The following is a 16,680-nucleotide window of genomic DNA, read 5'->3' on the forward strand; positions in this document are numbered from 1 at the left end:
TCTACGACACCCTGCGCACCACGTACGCCACCCCGCCCCTCGGGGACGGCTCCTCGCCCACGTACTCCTGGCCGCGCATCTCGCACCAGGCCGGGATGTCCAGGCGGGCCGCCTCGTCGTCGGCGAGGACCGTGACCGTGCCGCCCACCGGCACGTCGCCGATCACCTTCGCCAGCTCGATCACCGGGATCGGGCAGCGCCGGCCCAGCGCGTCCACCACGAGGGACCCCGAGCCGCCCGCGCCCGTCGGCGCCTCCGGCGCCCCGAGCCGCTCCCGTACCGCCGCGACCACCCCGGGCAGCACGGTCAGGAAACGGTCCACGTCCTCCTCCGCGGTGCCCGTCGGCAGCGACACCCGGACGTTCCCCTCGCTCAGCACCCCCATGGCGCGCAGCACATGGCTGGGCGTCAGGGTCGAGCTCGTACAGGACGAACCGGACGAAACGGAGAAACCCTCCCGGTCCAGTTCATGCAGCAGAGTCTCTCCGTCGACATAGAGACAGGAGAAGGTGACGAGATGGGGGAGCCGGGAGACCGGATCGCCCACCACCTCCACGTCCGGCACCAGCTCCGGCACCCGCGCCCTGATCCGGTCCACCAGGCCCCGCAGCCGGGCCCCCTCGGCCGCCGCCTCCGCCCGCACCGCCCGCAGCGAGGCCGCCGCGGCCACGATCGCCGGCAGGTTCTCGAAACCGGCCGCCCGCCCCGACTCCCGCTCGTCGGACGGACCTTGAGGGGCGAACCGGACACCCTTGCGGACCGCGAGCAGTCCCACGCCCGCCGGACCGCCCCACTTGTGCGCGCTCGCGGCGAGCAGCGACCAGGAACCCTCGACCGGCCCCCACCCCAGCGACTGCGCCGCGTCGACCAGCAGCGGCACGCCCGCCGCCGCGCACGCCTCGGCGACCTCCGCCACCGGCTGGGCCGTCCCCACCTCGTGGTTGGCGGACTGCAGACAGGCCAGCGCCGTCCCCGGCGCGCGGACCGCCGCCGCGAAGGCGGACGTCTCCACCGCGCCGGAGCGGCCCACCGGCACCTCCGTCATCGACCCGCCGGCCGCCGCGTGCGCCTCGCCCGCGTGCAGGACGGAGGAGTGCTCGACCGCCGAGACCACGAGGCCTGACCCGACACGCCGACGCCCGGCGAGCGCGCCGGCAACTCCGGAGTGCACCGCGCGGGTCCCCGAAGGAGTGAACACCAGCTCGTCGGGGCGACAGCCCACCGCCTCCGCCGCGGCCTCCCGGGCCGCGTCGAGGAGCATCCGGGCCCGCCGCCCCTCGCGGTAGAGCCGGGCGGGGTCGGCCCAGCCCTCGTCAAGGGAGGCGAGCAGCGCCTGGCGGGCGACGGGGTGGAGCGGGGCGGAGGAGGCGGCATCGAAGTAGGGCACGGGACCACGGTAGAGCGCCGCATCTTGTAAGCACCCGTCAGATACCGAGCCCGCACGACCGATCGCCCCCCGCCCGGCGGGTCCCGGGGCCCCGGTGGAAGCCCGGCGTCCACCCCTTCGGGGAGTCGGACGGCGCGTTGGGCACCCTCCCCGCGCGACCCCAAATAGCGTCCAGTAGGGTTTGGTCCGCATAAACATCCAAACCCCTGCCCGCGGCCGGGGCGGCGACCGACCAGCGAGACGGACGGCCGTGGCCGACCAACGCGGGCCGAGACTCTCGGGAAGGCGCTACGTGAGTCCCAACGGCTCCGACCTCCCCCGCACCCAAGGCGCGGGTGGTACCCCCACGTCTCGGCGCCCGATGCGGCGGAAGCTGCCGCAGGTGCTGACTGCGGGCCTGATCCTGGCGACAGCCACCGGCTGCTCGTACAACTGGGAAGACTTCCCCCGCCTCGGCATGCCCACGCCGGTCACGGAAGAGGCTCCCACGATCCTCTCCCTCTGGCAGGGCTCGTGGGCGGCCGCCCTCGTCACCGGCGTGCTGGTGTGGGGCCTGATCCTGTGGTCGGTCATCTTCCACCGGCGCAGCCGCACCAAGGTCGAGGTACCTCCGCAGACGCGGTACAACATGCCCATCGAGGCGCTGTACACGGTCACTCCGCTCATCATCGTCTCGGTGCTCTTCTACTTCACCGCGCGCGACGAGTCGAAGCTCCTGTCGCTCGCCGACAAGCCGGCCCACACCATCAACGTGGTCGGCTACCAGTGGAGCTGGGGCTTCAACTACATCGAGAACGTGCCGGGTGTGGAGGGTGACGCGCAGACGGCCCCCAACCTGGACGCCATTCCGGACAAGTACCAGGACGACTTCCCGGCCAACGCCGGTGGCGTCTACGACGCCGGCATCCCCGGTGACCGGAACCCGCAGACCGGCAACCCGGGCCCGACCCTGTGGCTGCCGAAGGGTGAGAAGGTCCGGTTCGTCCTGACCTCCCGTGACGTCATCCACTCCTTCTGGGTGGTCCCCTTCCTGTTCAAGCAGGACGTCATCCCCGGTCACACCAATGTCTTCGAGGTCACGCCGACCCAGGAAGGCACCTTCCTCGGCAAGTGCGCCGAGCTGTGCGGTGTCGACCACTCCCGGATGCTCTTCAACGTCAAGGTGGTCTCTCCGGAGCGCTACCAGCAGCACCTGAAGGAGCTGGCGGAGAAGGGGCAGACCGGCTACATCCCGTCGGGCATTGAGCAGACGGACCCGGCCAGGAATGCGGAGAAGAACCAACTGTGAGCATCCTCAACGAACCCCAGGGTGCGGCCGCGGCTGAGGACTCGTACGAGAACGAGCTCCCGGTTCGCCGCAAGCAGCCCGGCAATGTCGTGGTGAAGTGGCTGACGACCACCGACCACAAGACGATCGGCACGCTGTACCTCGTGACGTCGTTCGTCTTCTTCTGCATCGGCGGCCTGATGGCGCTCTTCATGCGCGCCGAGCTGGCCCGTCCGGGTACGCAGATCATGTCGAACGAGCAGTTCAACCAGGCGTTCACGATGCACGGCACGATCATGCTGCTGATGTTCGCGACGCCGCTGTTCGCCGGCTTCGCGAACTGGATCATGCCGCTGCAGATCGGCGCGCCCGACGTGGCGTTCCCGCGGCTGAACATGTTCGCGTACTGGCTGTACCTCTTCGGCTCGCTCATCGCCGTGGGTGGCTTCCTCACCCCGCAGGGCGCCGCCGACTTCGGCTGGTTCGCCTACTCCCCGCTGTCGGACGCGGTCCGCTCGCCGGGTGTCGGCGCCGACCTCTGGATCATGGGTCTGGCCTTCTCCGGCTTCGGCACGATCCTCGGCTCGGTCAACTTCATCACCACGATCATCTGCATGCGCGCTCCGGGCATGACGATGTTCCGCATGCCGATCTTCACCTGGAACGTGCTGCTGACCGGTGTCCTGGTCCTGCTCGCCTTCCCGGTCCTGGCGGCCGCGCTGTTCGCCCTGGAGGCGGACCGCAAGTTCGGTGCCCACGTCTTCGACGCGGCCAACGGCGGTGCCCTGCTCTGGCAACACCTCTTCTGGTTCTTCGGACACCCAGAGGTGTACATCATCGCCCTGCCGTTCTTCGGCATCGTCTCCGAAGTGATCCCGGTCTTCAGCCGCAAGCCGATGTTCGGCTACATCGGTCTGGTGGCCGCGACCATCGCGATCGCCGGTCTCTCCGTGACGGTGTGGGCCCACCACATGTACGTCACCGGTGGCGTGCTCCTACCGTTCTTCTCCTTCATGACGTTCCTCATCGCCGTACCGACCGGTGTGAAGTTCTTCAACTGGATCGGAACGATGTGGAAGGGCTCGTTGTCCTTCGAGACACCGATGCTCTGGACGATCGGCTTCCTGATCACCTTCACCTTCGGTGGTCTGACCGGTGTCATCCTGGCCTCGCCGCCGATGGACTTCCACGTCTCCGACTCGTACTTCGTCGTCGCGCACTTCCACTACGTCGTCTTCGGCACCGTGGTCTTCGCGATGTTCGCCGGCTTCCACTTCTGGTGGCCCAAGTTCACCGGCAAGATGCTGGACGAGCGGCTCGGCAAGATCACGTTCTGGACGCTGTTCATCGGCTTCCACGGCACGTTCCTGGTGCAGCACTGGCTCGGTGCCGAGGGCATGCCGCGTCGTTACGCGGACTACCTCGACGCCGACGGCTTCACCGCGCTGAACACCATCTCGACGATCTCCTCGTTCCTGCTGGGCATGTCGATCCTGCCGTTCTTCTACAACGTCTGGAAGACCGCCAAGTACGGCAAGAAGATCGAGGTCGACGACCCGTGGGGCTACGGCCGTTCGCTGGAGTGGGCGACCTCCTGCCCGCCGCCGCGGCACAACTTCCTCACCCTGCCGCGGATCCGTTCCGAATCCCCGGCGTTCGACCTGCACCACCCTGAGATCGCGGCGGTCGACCAGCTGGAGAACAAGCCGCACGAGGCCGAGGCTCTCACCGCCGGCAGCAGCAAGGAGGCCGGCAAGTGAAGATCCAGGGCAAGATGTTCATCTGGCTGAGCGTCTTCATCCTCGCCATGGCGATCCTCTATGGCGTGTGGTCGAAGGAGCCGGTCGGCACCACGGCGCTCTTCCTGGCCTTCGGCCTCGCCATCATGATCGGCTACTACCTGGCCTTCACGGCCCGGCGGGTCGACGCGATGGCGCAGGACGACAAGGAGGCCGACGTCGCGGACGAGGCCGGCGAGGTGGGCTTCTTCGCCCCCCACAGCTGGCAGCCGCTCTCGCTGGCCGTCGGTGGTGCGCTCGCCTTCCTCGCCGTCGCGATGGGCTGGTGGATCCTGTACTTCTCGGCTCCGCTGATCCTGGTCGGTCTGTTCGGCTGGGTGTTCGAGTTCTACCGCGGTGAGAACCAGAACCAGTAGCACCACCCGCTCCACCCCGTAACACCCCGAGGGGCCCGGTCACTTCGTCGCCACGAAGTGACCGGGCCCCTCGTTTGCCGTACTCGACGCGCTGGGCGCGAGGAATGTTCTTACGGTGATGTCATGAACGACACGCCGCGCATTCGGACTGTTCTGAGCTGCACTCTTCTGGCCGTAATCGTCACCGCGGGCGCGGGCGCCTGCGCGGGCGAGGACGGGCATCCGCTCTCGGCGAAGCCCTTCGACGCGGCGGAGCAGGTGTCCTTCAGCGCCCCCACGGGCAGCAGGAAGGCCGACCCGGACAAGGCGCTGGAGATCAGGGCCACGGACTCCGACGGCCGGATCACCGACGTCACGGCCGTCGACGCGACCGGACACCACCTGGCCGGCGAACTGACCGCGGACGGCCTCCTCTGGCGCTCCACGGGCTCCCTGACGGCCGGCGCCCGCTACACCGTGAAGGTGTCCGTGGAGGACGAGGACGGCGCCCCCGGCACCCGTACGTTCACGTTCGACACCGCCCCGGCCAAGCGGGCCCTGACGGTCGAGTTCGGCCCGGAGGCGGGCACATACGGCGTCGGCCAGCCCATCACGGCCGACCTCAGCCTCCCGGTCAAGGACAAGAAGGCCCGCGCGGTCGTCGAGCGGGCGCTGAAGGTCCGCTCCACACCGGCCGTCGAGGGCTCCTGGCACTGGGTGGACGACAAGAAGCTGCACTTCCGCCCGAAGGAGTACTGGCCCACGGGCGCGTCGATCACCGTCACCGGCAACCTCGCGGGCGTCAAGGTCGGCGACAAGCTCTACGGCGGCGACGCCAAGCCGCTCAAGCTGACCATCGGCGACCGGATCGAGGCCGTCGCGGACGCCGGCTCGCACTACATGACCGTGCGGCGCAACGGAAAAGTGATCAATACCATTCCGGTGACCACCGGAAAACCGGGCTTCTCCACCCGGAACGGCATCAAGGTCGTGCTCGGCAAGGAGTACTTCGTACGGATGCGCGGTACCAGCATCGGCATCGCGGAGGGCAGCTCCGAGTCGTACGACCTGCCCGTCTACTACGCCACCCGGGTCACCTGGAGCGGTGAGTACGTCCATGCCGCGCCCTGGTCCGTGGGCTCGCAGGGCGTGGCGAACGTCAGCCACGGCTGTGTCGGCATGTCGACCGGGAACGCGGCCTGGTTCTTCGAGACCGTCCGCCCGGGCGACATCGTGAAGACCGTCAACAGCGCCGGCGACACGATGGACCCGTTCGGCAACGGCTTCGGCGACTGGAACCTGGAGTGGGACAAGTGGCGCCAGGGCAGCGCCCTGGTGGCCGACGCCAAGAGCGCCGCCCACCAGCCCGACCCGAGCCGCCTGAGCCCGTCCGTCTAGCCTCCGCCGCGTGCGTTACGCGTCGATGGAGAGCCGCTCGCGCAGCAGGCCCGCCAGGGACGCCGCGAACTCGACCGGTTCCACCGGAAGAGTGACAGCGGCGTCCGCCCGGCTCCAGGTCGCCAGCCAGGCGTCCTGCGGGCGGCCGATCAGCAGCAGCACCGGCGGGCAGCGGAAGACCTCGTCCTTGATCTGCCGGCAGACGCCCATGCCGCCCGCGGGCACGGCCTCGCCGTCCAGGACACAGGCGTCGATCCCGCCCTCCTCGAGCCGCTTGAGCACGGCCGGGAGTGTCGCGCACTCGATGAACTCGACCGGGGGAACGTCGGCCGCGGGCCTGCGCCCCGCGGCCAGCCGCACCTGTTGGCGCGTGTTCGCGTCGTCGCTGTAGACCAGGACCGTGGCGCTCGACTGCATCGTTCCTCCGTGAAGGTCATCAACCGATGCGCGGGATGCTACTCCGTCCCACACCCCGTCAACACCGGTACGACACCGGTTGGGAGGCCACTTCGATGGGCCGTTCGGGCTGGACAGAGGCCCCTGACACTCCGAACGGCACCCCCCGGAGTGAGGGCGGGATAAGCGACCGACATAATGTCGGTCGTGGCGACAGTAACGACAGTAGAAACCGGGCACGCGCACCCGTCGGTCAATCGACCGAACCTCACCAGCGTCGGAACCATCATCTGGCTGAGTTCCGAGCTGATGTTCTTCGCGGCCCTCTTCGCGATGTACTTCACCCTGCGATCGGTGACCGGTCCCGAGTTCTGGACGGAAAAGGCCGACGCCTTGAACTTCCCGTTCTCGGCGACCAACACCACGATCCTGGTGCTCTCCTCCCTCACCTGCCAGCTCGGCGTCTTCGCCGCCGAGCGGGGCGATGTGAAGAAGCTCCGGACGTGGTTCATCATCACGTTCGTGATGGGTGCGATCTTCATCGGCGGCCAGGTCTTCGAGTACACCGAGCTGGTCAAGCACGAGGGTCTCTCGCTCTCGTCGGACCCGTACGGCTCGGTGTTCTACCTGACCACCGGCTTCCACGGCCTGCACGTGACGGGCGGTCTCATCGCCTTCCTGCTGGTCCTGGGCCGGACGTACGCCGCCAAGAGGTTCACTCACGAGCAGGCAACCGCCGCCATCGTCGTGTCCTACTACTGGCACTTCGTCGATGTCGTCTGGATCGGCCTCTTCGCCACGATCTACATGATCAAGTAATCGGGTCCAGGGACCCGAGCACATCCAGCAAGCATCGACGCAGAAGATCCTGACACCGGGGTAATCCGTGAAAAAGCTCTCCGCACGACGACGCCATCCGCTGGCGGCGGTCGTCGTCCTACTCCTCGCGCTGGCGGCCACCGGGGGGCTGTACGCCGCGTTCGCGCCCGCGGGCACGGCGAAGGCCGACGAAACCGCCCAGTCCCTCGCCATCGAGGAGGGCAAGAAGCTCTACGCCGTCGGCTGCGCCAGCTGCCACGGAACCGGCGGTCAGGGCACCACTGACGGCCCGTCCCTGGTCGGCGTCGGTTCGGCGGCCGTGGACTTCCAGGTCGGCACGGGCCGTATGCCGGCCCAGCAGCCGGGCGCCCAGGTGCCGAAGAAGAAGGTCATCTACACGCAGGCTGAGATCGATCAGCTCGCGGCGTACATCGCCTCCCTCGGCGCCGGCCCGATCACGCCGACCGAGAAGCAGTACAGCCCCGACGGCGCCGACATCGCCCGTGGTGGCGACCTGTTCCGCTCCAACTGCGCCCAGTGCCACAACTTCACCGGTGAGGGCGGCGCGCTGACGCACGGCAAGTACGCCCCGAACCTCGAAGGCGTGAGCCCGAAGCACCTGTACGAGGCCATGCAGACCGGCCCGCAGAACATGCCGTCCTTCCCCGACACGACCATGCCGGAGAAGGAGAAGAAGGACATCATCGCGTACGTCCAGGCCGTGAACGGCGAGAAGGCCGACAGCCCCGGCGGGCTCAGCCTCGGCGGCCTCGGCCCCGTCAGCGAGGGTCTGTTCGCGTGGGTGTTCGGTCTGGGTGCGCTGATCGCAGTTGCCGTCTGGGTCGCGGCCCACACCGCTAAGGCCAAGAAGTCATGAGTAGCCAAGAGATTCCAGAAGAGAACCTGCCCGTTGAGCAGGACACCGCGCACGGCGCGGTGAAGGTCCTCGACGACCCGTTCGCGGACCCGGGCCTCCCGCCCCACAAGCCGCGCATCCAGGACATCGACGAGCGGGCCGCCAGGCGGTCCGAGCGTGCGGTCGCCTTCATGTTCACGCTGTCGATGCTGGCCACGGTCGGCTTCATCGCGTCGTACGTGATCTTCCCGGTGGACAAGATCGTCTACATCTGGCCGTTCGGCCGGGTGAGCGCGCTCAACTTCGCCCTGGGCTGGACGCTCGGCCTTGCGCTCTTCTTCATCGGCGCGGGCGCGGTCCACTGGGCCCGCACCCTGATGTCCGACGTGGAGATCGCCGACGAGCGTCACCCGATCGAGGCGTCGCCGGAGACCAAGGCGAAGGTCATGGCGGACTTCGCGGCCGGTGCCGCCGAGTCCGGCATGGGCCGCCGCAAGCTCATCCGCAACACGATGTTCGGCGCGCTGACGCTCGTACCGCTCTCCGGCATCGTGCTGCTGCGTGACATGGGCCCGCTGCCCGAGAAGAAGCTCCGGTCCACCCTGTGGGCCAACGGCAAGCAGCTCATCAACATGAACACGCACGAGCCGCTGCGTCCCGAGGACGTCGCCGTCGGTTCGCTGACCTTCGCGATGCCCGAGGGCCTCACGGAGCACGACCACGACTTCCAGGTCCAGATCGCCAAGGCCGCCCTGATGATCGTCCGGATCCAGCCGGAGGACATCAAGGACAAGCGCGAGCTGGAGTGGTCGCACGAGGGCATCGTCGCCTTCTCGAAGATCTGCACCCACGTCGGTTGCCCGATCTCGCTGTACGAGCAGCAGACCCACCACGTGCTCTGCCCGTGCCACCAGTCCACCTTCGACCTCTCCGACGGCGCCCGCGTCATCTTCGGCCCGGCCGGTCACGCCCTTCCGCAGCTGCGGATCGGTGTGAACGACAAGGGCAACCTGGAGGCGCTCGGCGACTTCGACGAGCCCGTCGGCCCTGCCTTCTGGGAGCGCGGATGAGCACTGTGACCGATACGAAGAAGAAGGCACCCGCCGGCGAGCGGGTGGCCGACTGGGCCGACGGCCGCCTGGGGATCTACTCCCTGGCCAAGGCCAACATGCGGAAGATCTTCCCGGACCACTGGTCCTTCATGCTGGGTGAGATCTGCCTCTACAGCTTCCTGATCATCATCCTCACGGGTGTGTACCTGACGCTGTTCTTCCACCCGTCGATGAACGAGGTGGAGTACCACGGCAGCTACATCCCGCTGCAGGGTCAGCTGATGTCCGAGGCGTTCAACTCGACCATGCACATCTCCTTCGATGTGCGCGGTGGTCTGCTCATCCGGCAGATCCACCACTGGGCGGCGCTGATCTTCCTCGCCGGCATGTTCGTGCACATGATGCGCGTCTTCTTCACCGGCGCGTTCCGCAAGCCGCGTGAGATCAACTGGCTGTTCGGCTTCCTGCTGTTCTTCCTGGGCATGTTCACCGGCTTCACCGGCTACTCGCTCCCGGACGACCTGCTCTCCGGCACCGGTGTCCGCTTCATGCAGGGCGCGATCCTGTCCGTGCCGGTCATCGGCACGTACCTGTCGATGTTCCTGTTCGGCGGGGAGTTCCCCGGCGGCGACTTCGTGGCCCGGTTCTACTCGGCCCACGTCCTGCTGCTGCCCGGCATCATGCTCGGCCTGGTGGTCGCCCACCTGATCCTGGTCTTCTACCACAAGCACACGCAGTTCGAGGGCCCCGGCCGTACGAACAAGAACGTCGTGGGCATGCCGCTGCTGCCGGTCTACATGGCCAAGGCCGGAGGCTTCTTCTTCCTGGTCTTCGGTGTCATCGCGGTCATCGCGGCGATCGCCTCGATCAACCCGATCTGGGCCCTCGGCCCGTACCGCCCGGACCAGGTGTCCACCGGCGCCCAGCCCGACTGGTACATGGGCTTCGCCGAGGGTCTGATCCGTGTCATGCCGGGCTGGGAGATCAACCTCTGGGGCCACACGCTCGTCCTGGGCGTGATGATCCCGCTGGCGATCTTCCCCGCGGTCCTCGCGGCCATCGCGGTCTACCCGTTCATCGAGTCCTGGATCACCGGCGACAAGCGCGAGCACCACATCGCGCAGCGCCCGCGCAACGCTCCGACGCGCACCGCCTTCGGTGTCGCCTGGATCACCGCGTACATGGTCATGCTCGTCGGTGGTGGAAACGACCTCTGGGCCACGCACTTCCACCTGTCGATCAACTCGATCACCTGGTTCGTCCGGATCTTCTTCTTCGTCGGACCGGTCATCGCGTTCGTCGTCACCAAGCGGATCTGCCTCGGCCTCCAGCGCCGGGACAAGGACAAGGTGCTGCACGGACGCGAGTCCGGCATCATCAAGCGCCTGCCGCACGGTGAGTTCGTCGAGGTCCACCAGCCGCTCAGCCAGGGCGAGCTGTACAAGCTCACGGCGCACGAGCAGAACAAGCCGGCCGAGCTCGGTCCGCTGGTCGACGAGAACGGCGTCGAGCGCAAGGTCGGTCGCATGGAGAAGCTCCGCGTCAAGCTCAGCAAGGGCTACTACGGCGAGGACCACCAGATCGCCAAGCCCACCGCCGAGGAGTACAAGGAGATCACCAGCGGCCACGGCCACCACTGATCGCCTGATCCTCACTCCCCCCAGGGCTTCGCCCTGAGGGGACCCCCAGAAGATCGCCACAGCGGGAGCCCCGTCCATTCGATGGACGGGGCTCTTTGCCGTCCCCGTTGCTCGATAGGGTGGAGTCGTCACTTTCACGCACTGATCAGGAGCTGCCATGAGCGCTGCCATCCCCGCTGGAGGACCTACGTCGGCGGGCCGCTCCTGGCCTGCCGTCCTGGACGGACTGCTGACCGGCCGCGACCAGAGCGCGGAGGACACCGCCTGGGCCATGGACCGCATCCTGCGAGGTGAGGCCACCGACGCGCAGATCGCCGGCTTCGCCGTCGCGCTGCGGGCCAAGGGCGAGACCGTCGAGGAGATCACCGGCCTCGTCCGGACCATGTACGAGCACGCCAACCTGATCGAGGTCCCCGGCCCGTCCGTGGACATCGTCGGCACCGGCGGCGACGGCGCCAAGACCGTCAACATCTCCACCATGTCCGCGATCGTGGTGGCCGGTACCGGGGCGAAGGTCGTCAAGCACGGCAACCGGGCCGCCTCCAGCGCGAGCGGCGCCTCCGACGTCCTGGAGAAGCTGGGCGTCAACCTCGAACTGACCCCCAGGCGGGTCGCCGAGGTCGCCGAGGAGGCCGGCATCACCTTCTGCTTCGCCGTGAAGTTCCACCCGGCGTTGCGCCATGTGGCCGCGGCCCGCAAGGAACTCGGCATCCGGACCACCTTCAACTTCCTCGGTCCGCTCACCAACCCGGCCCGGGTCAAGGCCCAGGCGACCGGTGTGGCCGACGCCCGGATGGCCCCGATCATGGCCGGTGTGCTCGCCGAGCGCGGCTCCTCCGCGCTGGTCTTCCGCGGCGACGACGGCCTGGACGAGCTGACGACCACGGCCACCTCGCGGGTCTGGGTGGTACGGGACGGCCAGGTGCGCGAGGAAGCCTTCGACCCGAGGGACGTCGGCATCGAGCTGGTCCCCGTGGAGGCGCTGCGCGGCGCCGACGCCTCGTACAACGCGGACGTGGCGCGCCGGCTGCTCGCGGGCGAGACCGGTCCCGTACGGGACGCGGTCCTGCTGAACTCGGCGGCGGCGCTCACGGCGCTGAACCCGGGGGAGGGCACCCTGGTGGAGCGGCTGCGCCAGGGGATCGCGCAGGCGGCCGAGGCGATCGACTCGGGGGCCGCGCGGCAGGCGCTGGAACGCTGGGTGGCGGCCAGCAACGCGTAGCGGGTGCGAGCGTGACGAAGGGGTCCGGGACCGTCCGGGCCCCTTTTCGCGTCCCGGATCCCGGACACGGGTTGCGCCGGAGCGATCACCTGGCATAGCTTCTTGGCCAGGTCATGAGTGACAGCTACGAAGCCCCGGCTTGCTGTCCGGCAACCCTCCGTCCGTGGCGGGGTGCCCCGGGTGAAGACCAGGCCGTAGGCAGCGAGGTCTACGGCAAGCGCGGACCCCTGCACACCGTGAAACGTGTGCGGCCCTGGGGTCCTGGTCCTCAAGGGAGCAGTCTCGTGAGCAAGCGAATGCGTTAGGGCCTTCGGCCCCTTCTCCTCACCCTCCGCACGCCCTGTCGTGTGTCGAGGCAACACCCGTACGAGGCACCCTCTTCGCGCTGCCCTGCGGGCCCTTCGCTGCCCAAGTCCTGCCAGGAGATACCGCCATGTCCGCGTACCCGAACGCCGCCGTCGCCACCGCCACCGCCGTCACCACCGACTCCGAGGCCGCCGACCCCTGCTGTGCCGCCCCGCTCCCGGTGCTCGGGCGCGATGTCACCGTGCCGCTCGTGACCGGCGGCGAGGTCACGTACGCCGCGCTCGACTACGCCGCCAGCGCGCCGGCCCTCCAGCGGGTGTGGGACGACGTCGCCGCGTACGCCCCCTACTACGGCAGCGTCCACCGGGGCGCCGGGTACCTCTCGCAGCTCTCCACCGACCTGTTCGAGAACAGCCGGGTCACCGTCGCCGAGTTCCTCGACTGCCGCCCCGGCGACCAGGTCGTCTTCACCCGCTCCACCACCGACTCGCTCAACCTGCTCGCCGCGGTCCTCCCGGCCGGCTGCGAGGTCTTCGTCTTCGAGACCGAGCACCACGCCTCGCTCCTGCCGTGGCAGGGCGCGCGGGTGACGTACCTCAACGCCCCCCGCACGCCCGCCCAGGCGGTCGAGACCCTGGAGCGCGCCCTCGCCGACCGCGACCCTTCCCCGAGCTCTCGGCTTCGCTCGAGCAGGGGATACCCCACACGCCCCGCCCTGGTCTGCGTGACCGGCGCGTCGAACGTCACCGGTGAGCTGTGGCCGGTGAAGGAGCTGGCCGCCGCCGCGCACGCGCACGGCGCCCGGATCGTCCTCGACGCCGCCCAGCTCGCGCCCCACCACCCCGTCTCCGTGAAGGAGTTGGACGTGGACTGGGTCGCGTTCTCCGGGCACAAGCTGTACGCGCCCTTCGGCTCCGGAGTCCTCGCGGGCCGTGCCGACTGGCTCCAGGACGCCGAGCCCTACCTCGCCGGTGGCGGCGCCTCCAAGAAGGTCGCCCGGCGCGCCGACGGCGGAGTGGACGTCGAGTGGCACACCACGGCCGCCCGCCACGAGGCCGGTTCGCCGAACGTGATCGGCGTCTACTCCATCGCCTCCGCCTGCAAGGCGCTCACCGAAGCCGGATTCGACCAGCTGGTCGCCCGCGAGCAGCACCTCATCGACACCGTACGGGCGGGCCTCGCCGAGGTGCCCGAGGTGAAGGTGCTCTCGCTCTTCGGCGACGACGCGCCGCGCGTCGGCGTCATCTCCTTCGTCGTCGAGGGGTGGAACAGCTCGCACTTTGCCGCCGCCCTCTCCGCCGAGTACGGCATCGGCGTCCGCGACGGCCTGTTCTGCGCCCACCCGCTCGTCCGCACCCTGCTCGGCAGCGACCCGCAGACCCAGGGCGAGTGCGGCGCGCCCGAGGCGGCGCCCGGCGAGAAGTCCCTCAACGCCATCCGGGTCAGCTTCGGCGCCGGTACGCCCGACGAGCACGTGGAGCGTTTCGTACGGGCCGTGAAGGAGCTGGTCCGGAACGGCGCGCAGTGGAAGTACCGTACCGAGGATGGCCGTTGCGTTCCGGACCGCGGCTGACACCTGGCTCTCAGGCGGCGAGCCGGGTGCCCACCAGGACCATGCGCAGGGCGCGCTCGGCCGCGTCGGCGAGGAACTCCGCGCCCCGGTCGAGCGCCTCGGGCAGGGCCACCGGGGCGGGCAGGATCGAGCCGTAGGCGTCCACCCCCACCGCCCGGACGTGGTGGACGCCCTGGCCGAGGGTCCCGGCGAGCGCGAGCACCGGGACCCCGTGGGCCTTGGCCCTGCGGGCCACCTCGGCCGGGATCTTGCCCCGCACGGTCTGCCCGTCGAGGGCGCCCTCGGCCGTGATGACCAGGTCGGCGCGGGCCAGTCGGGCGTCCAGGTCGATCCGGTCGAGCAGCACCTCGAACCGCGGCAGCAGCCGGCCGCCGAGCGCGGCGAGCCCCGCGCCCAGGCCGCCCGAGGCGCCCGTACCGGGAGCGGTCCGCAGCTCGACCGGGCCCGGCAGGTCACGGCCGAGGACGGCGGCCCACCGCTCCAGGGCCGCCGACAACTCCTCGACCTGCTCCGGGTCCGCGCCCTTCTGCGGGCCGAAGACCCGCGCCACGCCCCGCTCGCCGCACAGCACGTTGAACGGATTGCAGGCCACGAGGAGCTCGGCCCCGGCGAGCCGGGGATCGAGGCCCGCCGCGTCGATCCGGTGGAGGCGGTTCAACGCACTTCCGCCGAGGGGGAGTTCGACCCCGCCGACGTCCAGGAGCCGGGCGCCGAGGGCCTGCAGCGCACCCGCTCCGCCGTCCGAGGTGCCGGAGTCGCCGCAGCCGACCAGGATGCGGCGCGCCCCGGCGTCAAGGGCGGCCCGGATCAGCTCGCCGACCCCGAAGGTCGTCGTGGCGCCCGGGTCGCGCCGGCCGGGCGGCACCAGGGAGAGGCCCGCGACGGCCGCCATCTCGACCACCGCGGAGGAGTGGTCGAGGAGCGCGAAGTGGCTCCGGACGGGTGCGCCCAGCGGGCCGGTCGCGACCCGGGGGACCAGCGTGCCCCCGGTCGCGGCCGCCAGCGCCCGCGCCGTGCCCTCACCGCCGTCGACCAGCGGGATCAGATCGAGCACGGCGTCCGGACAGGCCCTGCGCACCCCCTCGGCGATGGCCTGGGCTGCCTGAGGGGCGGAGAGGGATTCCTTGAAACCGCTGGGGGCGACGGCGATACGGAAGGTCGTGGCCGGGACTGTCATGGCTGGGACTCCAGAAGGACGGGCACGCCGAGCAGCGGCCAGACGAACAGGGCGAAGCACAGCACCAGCGCGGCGCTGAGCGGGGCGAGCACCGCGGAGAGCCGCAGCAGCTGACGCGGAGTGAAGCCGGGTACGCCGTCCGGTGGTTCGGCGAAGAGCGCGACCGGTTTCGCCGAGGACGGCAGGGTCTGGCAGAAACCGGCGGCGGCCGTCGAGGCCAGCGCGGCGGCCACCGGATTGACCCCGGCGGCGACCGCCGCCGCGATCACCAGCGGTACGAGGACGGAGGAGCGGGCGGAGCGCGACTGGAGCACCAGGTGCGCGGCGGTGCCGATCACCACGACGGCGGCGAGGAACGCCCAGGCGGGCAGCCCGGCGACCGGAAGGCCACCGACCAGCCAGCCCGCCGCGCCGGAGTCGACGAGCGCCACGCCCATCGCCGTGGTCGCCGCCATGAACAGGAGCATCGGCCAGGGCACCGACCCGAGACCCTCCTTGAGCCGTACCGTCCCCAGCGCCGGCGAGGAGGCCACCACCGCGCCGATCAGCGCGACGACCGCGGGCGACACCCCGTGCAGCGGCTCCGAGCACCAGAGCGCGACCACCGTGCCGAGCAGCAGCAGACAGCGGGTCTCCGCCGTGGTCAGCGGTCCCGAGACGGGGGTGGGGGAGTGCTCCTGGAGCCGGGCGACCGTGATCCGTACCGGCTCGCGCCGCTCCGCCCGGCGGGTGGTCGTCAGCAGGACGGTCTCCGCCGCCAGATGGGAGGAGACCACCGCGAGGGGCAACCCCAGGACCAGCCACTCCACGAAGCCGATCGGCTCGCCGGTCCGGTCCAGGAGCAGACTCACCGTGATCAGGTGCGCGCCCGCGCCGATCAGCGTGGCCACCGCCGACAGCAGCACGACCGTCGGGAAGAGCAGCGCCAGCATCACCACGAGCCGGCGCCGCTCGGCGAGCACCTGGGCGAGCGCCAGGAAGACGGGCAGCGCGAGCGCCGCGCGGCCCGAGGTGGCGGGGACCGCGAACGCGGTCACCACCAGGGCGGCGGTGGCCAGATGGACGAGCTGCCGTACGGTCCTGGCCCCGCTGACCAGGAAGGCGGCCGCCCGCCCGGCGAGACCGGTCCGCGTCACGGCGGCGGCGAGGACGAACGCGCAGATCAGCAGCCAGATCGTCGCGTCGCCGAGGGTGCCGAACAGGGTGTCGGCGCTGATCACTCCGGTCGCGGTCAGCGCGAGCCCCGCGCCGAGGGCGACGTAGGTGTCCTCGACGGGGGCGGCGATCCAGGCGCAGGTCGCGAGGGCGAAGACGGCCAGGGTGAGCCGGGCCTCGCCGCCGAGCCCAGGGGCGGTGCCGGGGACGGCGAGCAGGGCGCAGAGGCTCAGGGCCAGGCAGAGCCAGACCGCCTGACGGAGGGAGAGGTTCACCCGAACCACTCTCCGGGCCGGGG

14 protein-coding genes and 1 riboswitch are annotated in these 16,680 nt (G+C 69.9%); of the genes, 10 read left to right on the top strand and 4 right to left on the bottom strand.

The genetic code is table 11. From position 1 onward, the window contains the following. Window position 1 precedes the first annotated feature (1 nt). Window positions 2–1,387 (bottom strand): cysteine desulfurase/sulfurtransferase TusA family protein, encoded by a 1,386-nt coding sequence (locus tag ACF09C_RS13520; protein ID WP_392091646.1) that lies wholly within the window; start codon window positions 1,385–1,387, stop codon window positions 2–4. Between the two features lie 292 nt (window positions 1,388–1,679). Between ACF09C_RS13520 and coxB the strand changes: the two genes are divergently transcribed. From coxB to ACF09C_RS13540, 4 genes are all read left to right on the top strand, one after another. After that, window positions 1,680–2,675: a cytochrome c oxidase subunit II gene (gene coxB, locus ACF09C_RS13525; RefSeq protein ID WP_392091647.1), complete on the top strand. Its 996-nt coding sequence runs from the start codon at window positions 1,680–1,682 to the stop codon at window positions 2,673–2,675. Continuing rightward, window positions 2,672–4,414 (top strand): cytochrome c oxidase subunit I, encoded by a 1,743-nt coding sequence (ctaD, locus tag ACF09C_RS13530; protein ID WP_362419579.1) that lies wholly within the window; start codon window positions 2,672–2,674, stop codon window positions 4,412–4,414. The genes coxB and ctaD overlap by 4 nt, the downstream gene beginning before the upstream one ends. Continuing rightward, entirely contained in the window at window positions 4,411–4,809 is a 399-nt protein-coding gene (locus ACF09C_RS13535) for a cytochrome c oxidase subunit 4 (protein WP_361669642.1), read from the top strand. The genes ctaD and ACF09C_RS13535 overlap by 4 nt, the downstream gene beginning before the upstream one ends. A 123-nt stretch (window positions 4,810–4,932) precedes the next feature. Beyond that, window positions 4,933–6,186, top strand: a complete 1,254-nt coding sequence (locus ACF09C_RS13540) for an Ig-like domain-containing protein (RefSeq protein WP_392091648.1) — start codon at window positions 4,933–4,935, stop codon at window positions 6,184–6,186. 15 nt (window positions 6,187–6,201) lie between these two features. Here ACF09C_RS13540 and ACF09C_RS13545 read toward each other — a convergent pair whose 3' ends face one another. Continuing rightward, the gene (locus ACF09C_RS13545; protein ID WP_362419586.1) at window positions 6,202–6,603 is read right to left on the bottom strand and encodes a hypothetical protein; all 402 of its coding nucleotides are present in this window, start codon (window positions 6,601–6,603) and stop codon (window positions 6,202–6,204) included. A gap of 177 nt (window positions 6,604–6,780) precedes the next feature. Here ACF09C_RS13545 and ACF09C_RS13550 point away from each other — a divergent pair, with 177 nt between their 5' ends. The 6 genes from ACF09C_RS13550 (at window position 6,781) to ACF09C_RS13575 (ending at window position 14,050) form a co-directional block, all read left to right on the top strand. Next, on the top strand, window positions 6,781–7,401 hold the full coding sequence (locus ACF09C_RS13550; protein WP_352189322.1) for a heme-copper oxidase subunit III: 621 nt from the start codon (window positions 6,781–6,783) through the stop codon (window positions 7,399–7,401). A 67-nt stretch (window positions 7,402–7,468) separates the two neighbouring features. After that, on the top strand, window positions 7,469–8,278 hold the full coding sequence (locus ACF09C_RS13555) for a c-type cytochrome (protein ID WP_362419589.1): 810 nt from the start codon (window positions 7,469–7,471) through the stop codon (window positions 8,276–8,278). Then, window positions 8,275–9,327 (top strand): Rieske 2Fe-2S domain-containing protein, encoded by a 1,053-nt coding sequence (locus ACF09C_RS13560; RefSeq protein WP_392091649.1) that lies wholly within the window; start codon window positions 8,275–8,277, stop codon window positions 9,325–9,327. The genes ACF09C_RS13555 and ACF09C_RS13560 overlap by 4 nt, the downstream gene beginning before the upstream one ends. Further along, window positions 9,324–10,949, top strand: a complete 1,626-nt coding sequence (locus ACF09C_RS13565) for a cytochrome bc complex cytochrome b subunit (protein ID WP_392091650.1) — start codon at window positions 9,324–9,326, stop codon at window positions 10,947–10,949. Before ACF09C_RS13560 ends, ACF09C_RS13565 begins: the two co-directional genes overlap by 4 nt. 157 nt (window positions 10,950–11,106) lie before the next feature. Beyond that, window positions 11,107–12,171 carry an anthranilate phosphoribosyltransferase gene (trpD, locus tag ACF09C_RS13570; protein ID WP_392091651.1) on the top strand — a complete coding sequence of 355 codons (1,065 nt, stop codon included), beginning with the start codon at window positions 11,107–11,109 and terminating at the stop codon, window positions 12,169–12,171. Window positions 12,172–12,280: 109 nt separating this feature from the next. Further along, window positions 12,281–12,397: riboswitch (SAM riboswitch) on the top strand. 207 nt (window positions 12,398–12,604) lie between these two features. Continuing rightward, a complete protein-coding gene (locus ACF09C_RS13575; protein ID WP_392091652.1) occupies window positions 12,605–14,050 on the top strand; it encodes an aminotransferase class V-fold PLP-dependent enzyme in 1,446 nt (481 codons plus the stop codon). A 10-nt stretch (window positions 14,051–14,060) separates the two neighbouring features. On the opposite strand, the gene ACF09C_RS13580 is transcribed toward ACF09C_RS13575, so the two are convergent. Both ACF09C_RS13580 and ACF09C_RS13585 read right to left on the bottom strand, forming a co-directional pair. After that, window positions 14,061–15,227 carry a glycerate kinase gene (locus ACF09C_RS13580; RefSeq protein ID WP_392091653.1) on the bottom strand — a complete coding sequence of 389 codons (1,167 nt, stop codon included), beginning with the start codon at window positions 15,225–15,227 and terminating at the stop codon, window positions 14,061–14,063. After that, window positions 15,224–16,657: an SLC13 family permease gene (locus ACF09C_RS13585; protein WP_392091654.1), complete on the bottom strand. Its 1,434-nt coding sequence runs from the start codon at window positions 16,655–16,657 to the stop codon at window positions 15,224–15,226. The genes ACF09C_RS13580 and ACF09C_RS13585 overlap by 4 nt, the downstream gene beginning before the upstream one ends. Window positions 16,658–16,680 lie beyond the last annotated feature (23 nt).

It is taken from the genome of Streptomyces sp. NPDC014870 (genome assembly GCF_043081505.1).
Lineage (GTDB): Bacteria > Actinomycetota > Actinomycetes > Streptomycetales > Streptomycetaceae > Streptomyces.

What these genes read in the sequence shown, in the direction of transcription:
- ACF09C_RS13550 (WP_352189322.1), top strand. Translation starts at nt 6,781, where the DNA reads ATGTCGGTCGTGGCGACAGTAACGACAGTAGAAACCGGGCACGCGCAC.
- ACF09C_RS13565 (WP_392091650.1), top strand. Translation starts at nt 9,324, where the DNA reads ATGAGCACTGTGACCGATACGAAGAAGAAGGCACCCGCCGGCGAGCGG.
- trpD (WP_392091651.1), top strand. Translation starts at nt 11,107, where the DNA reads ATGAGCGCTGCCATCCCCGCTGGAGGACCTACGTCGGCGGGCCGCTCC.
- ACF09C_RS13560 (WP_392091649.1), top strand. Translation starts at nt 8,275, where the DNA reads ATGAGTAGCCAAGAGATTCCAGAAGAGAACCTGCCCGTTGAGCAGGAC.
- ACF09C_RS13580 (WP_392091653.1), bottom strand. Translation starts at nt 15,227, where the DNA reads ATGACAGTCCCGGCCACGACCTTCCGTATCGCCGTCGCCCCCAGCGGT.
- ACF09C_RS13540 (WP_392091648.1), top strand. Translation starts at nt 4,933, where the DNA reads ATGAACGACACGCCGCGCATTCGGACTGTTCTGAGCTGCACTCTTCTG.
- ACF09C_RS13575 (WP_392091652.1), top strand. Translation starts at nt 12,605, where the DNA reads ATGTCCGCGTACCCGAACGCCGCCGTCGCCACCGCCACCGCCGTCACC.
- ACF09C_RS13545 (WP_362419586.1), bottom strand. Translation starts at nt 6,603, where the DNA reads ATGCAGTCGAGCGCCACGGTCCTGGTCTACAGCGACGACGCGAACACG.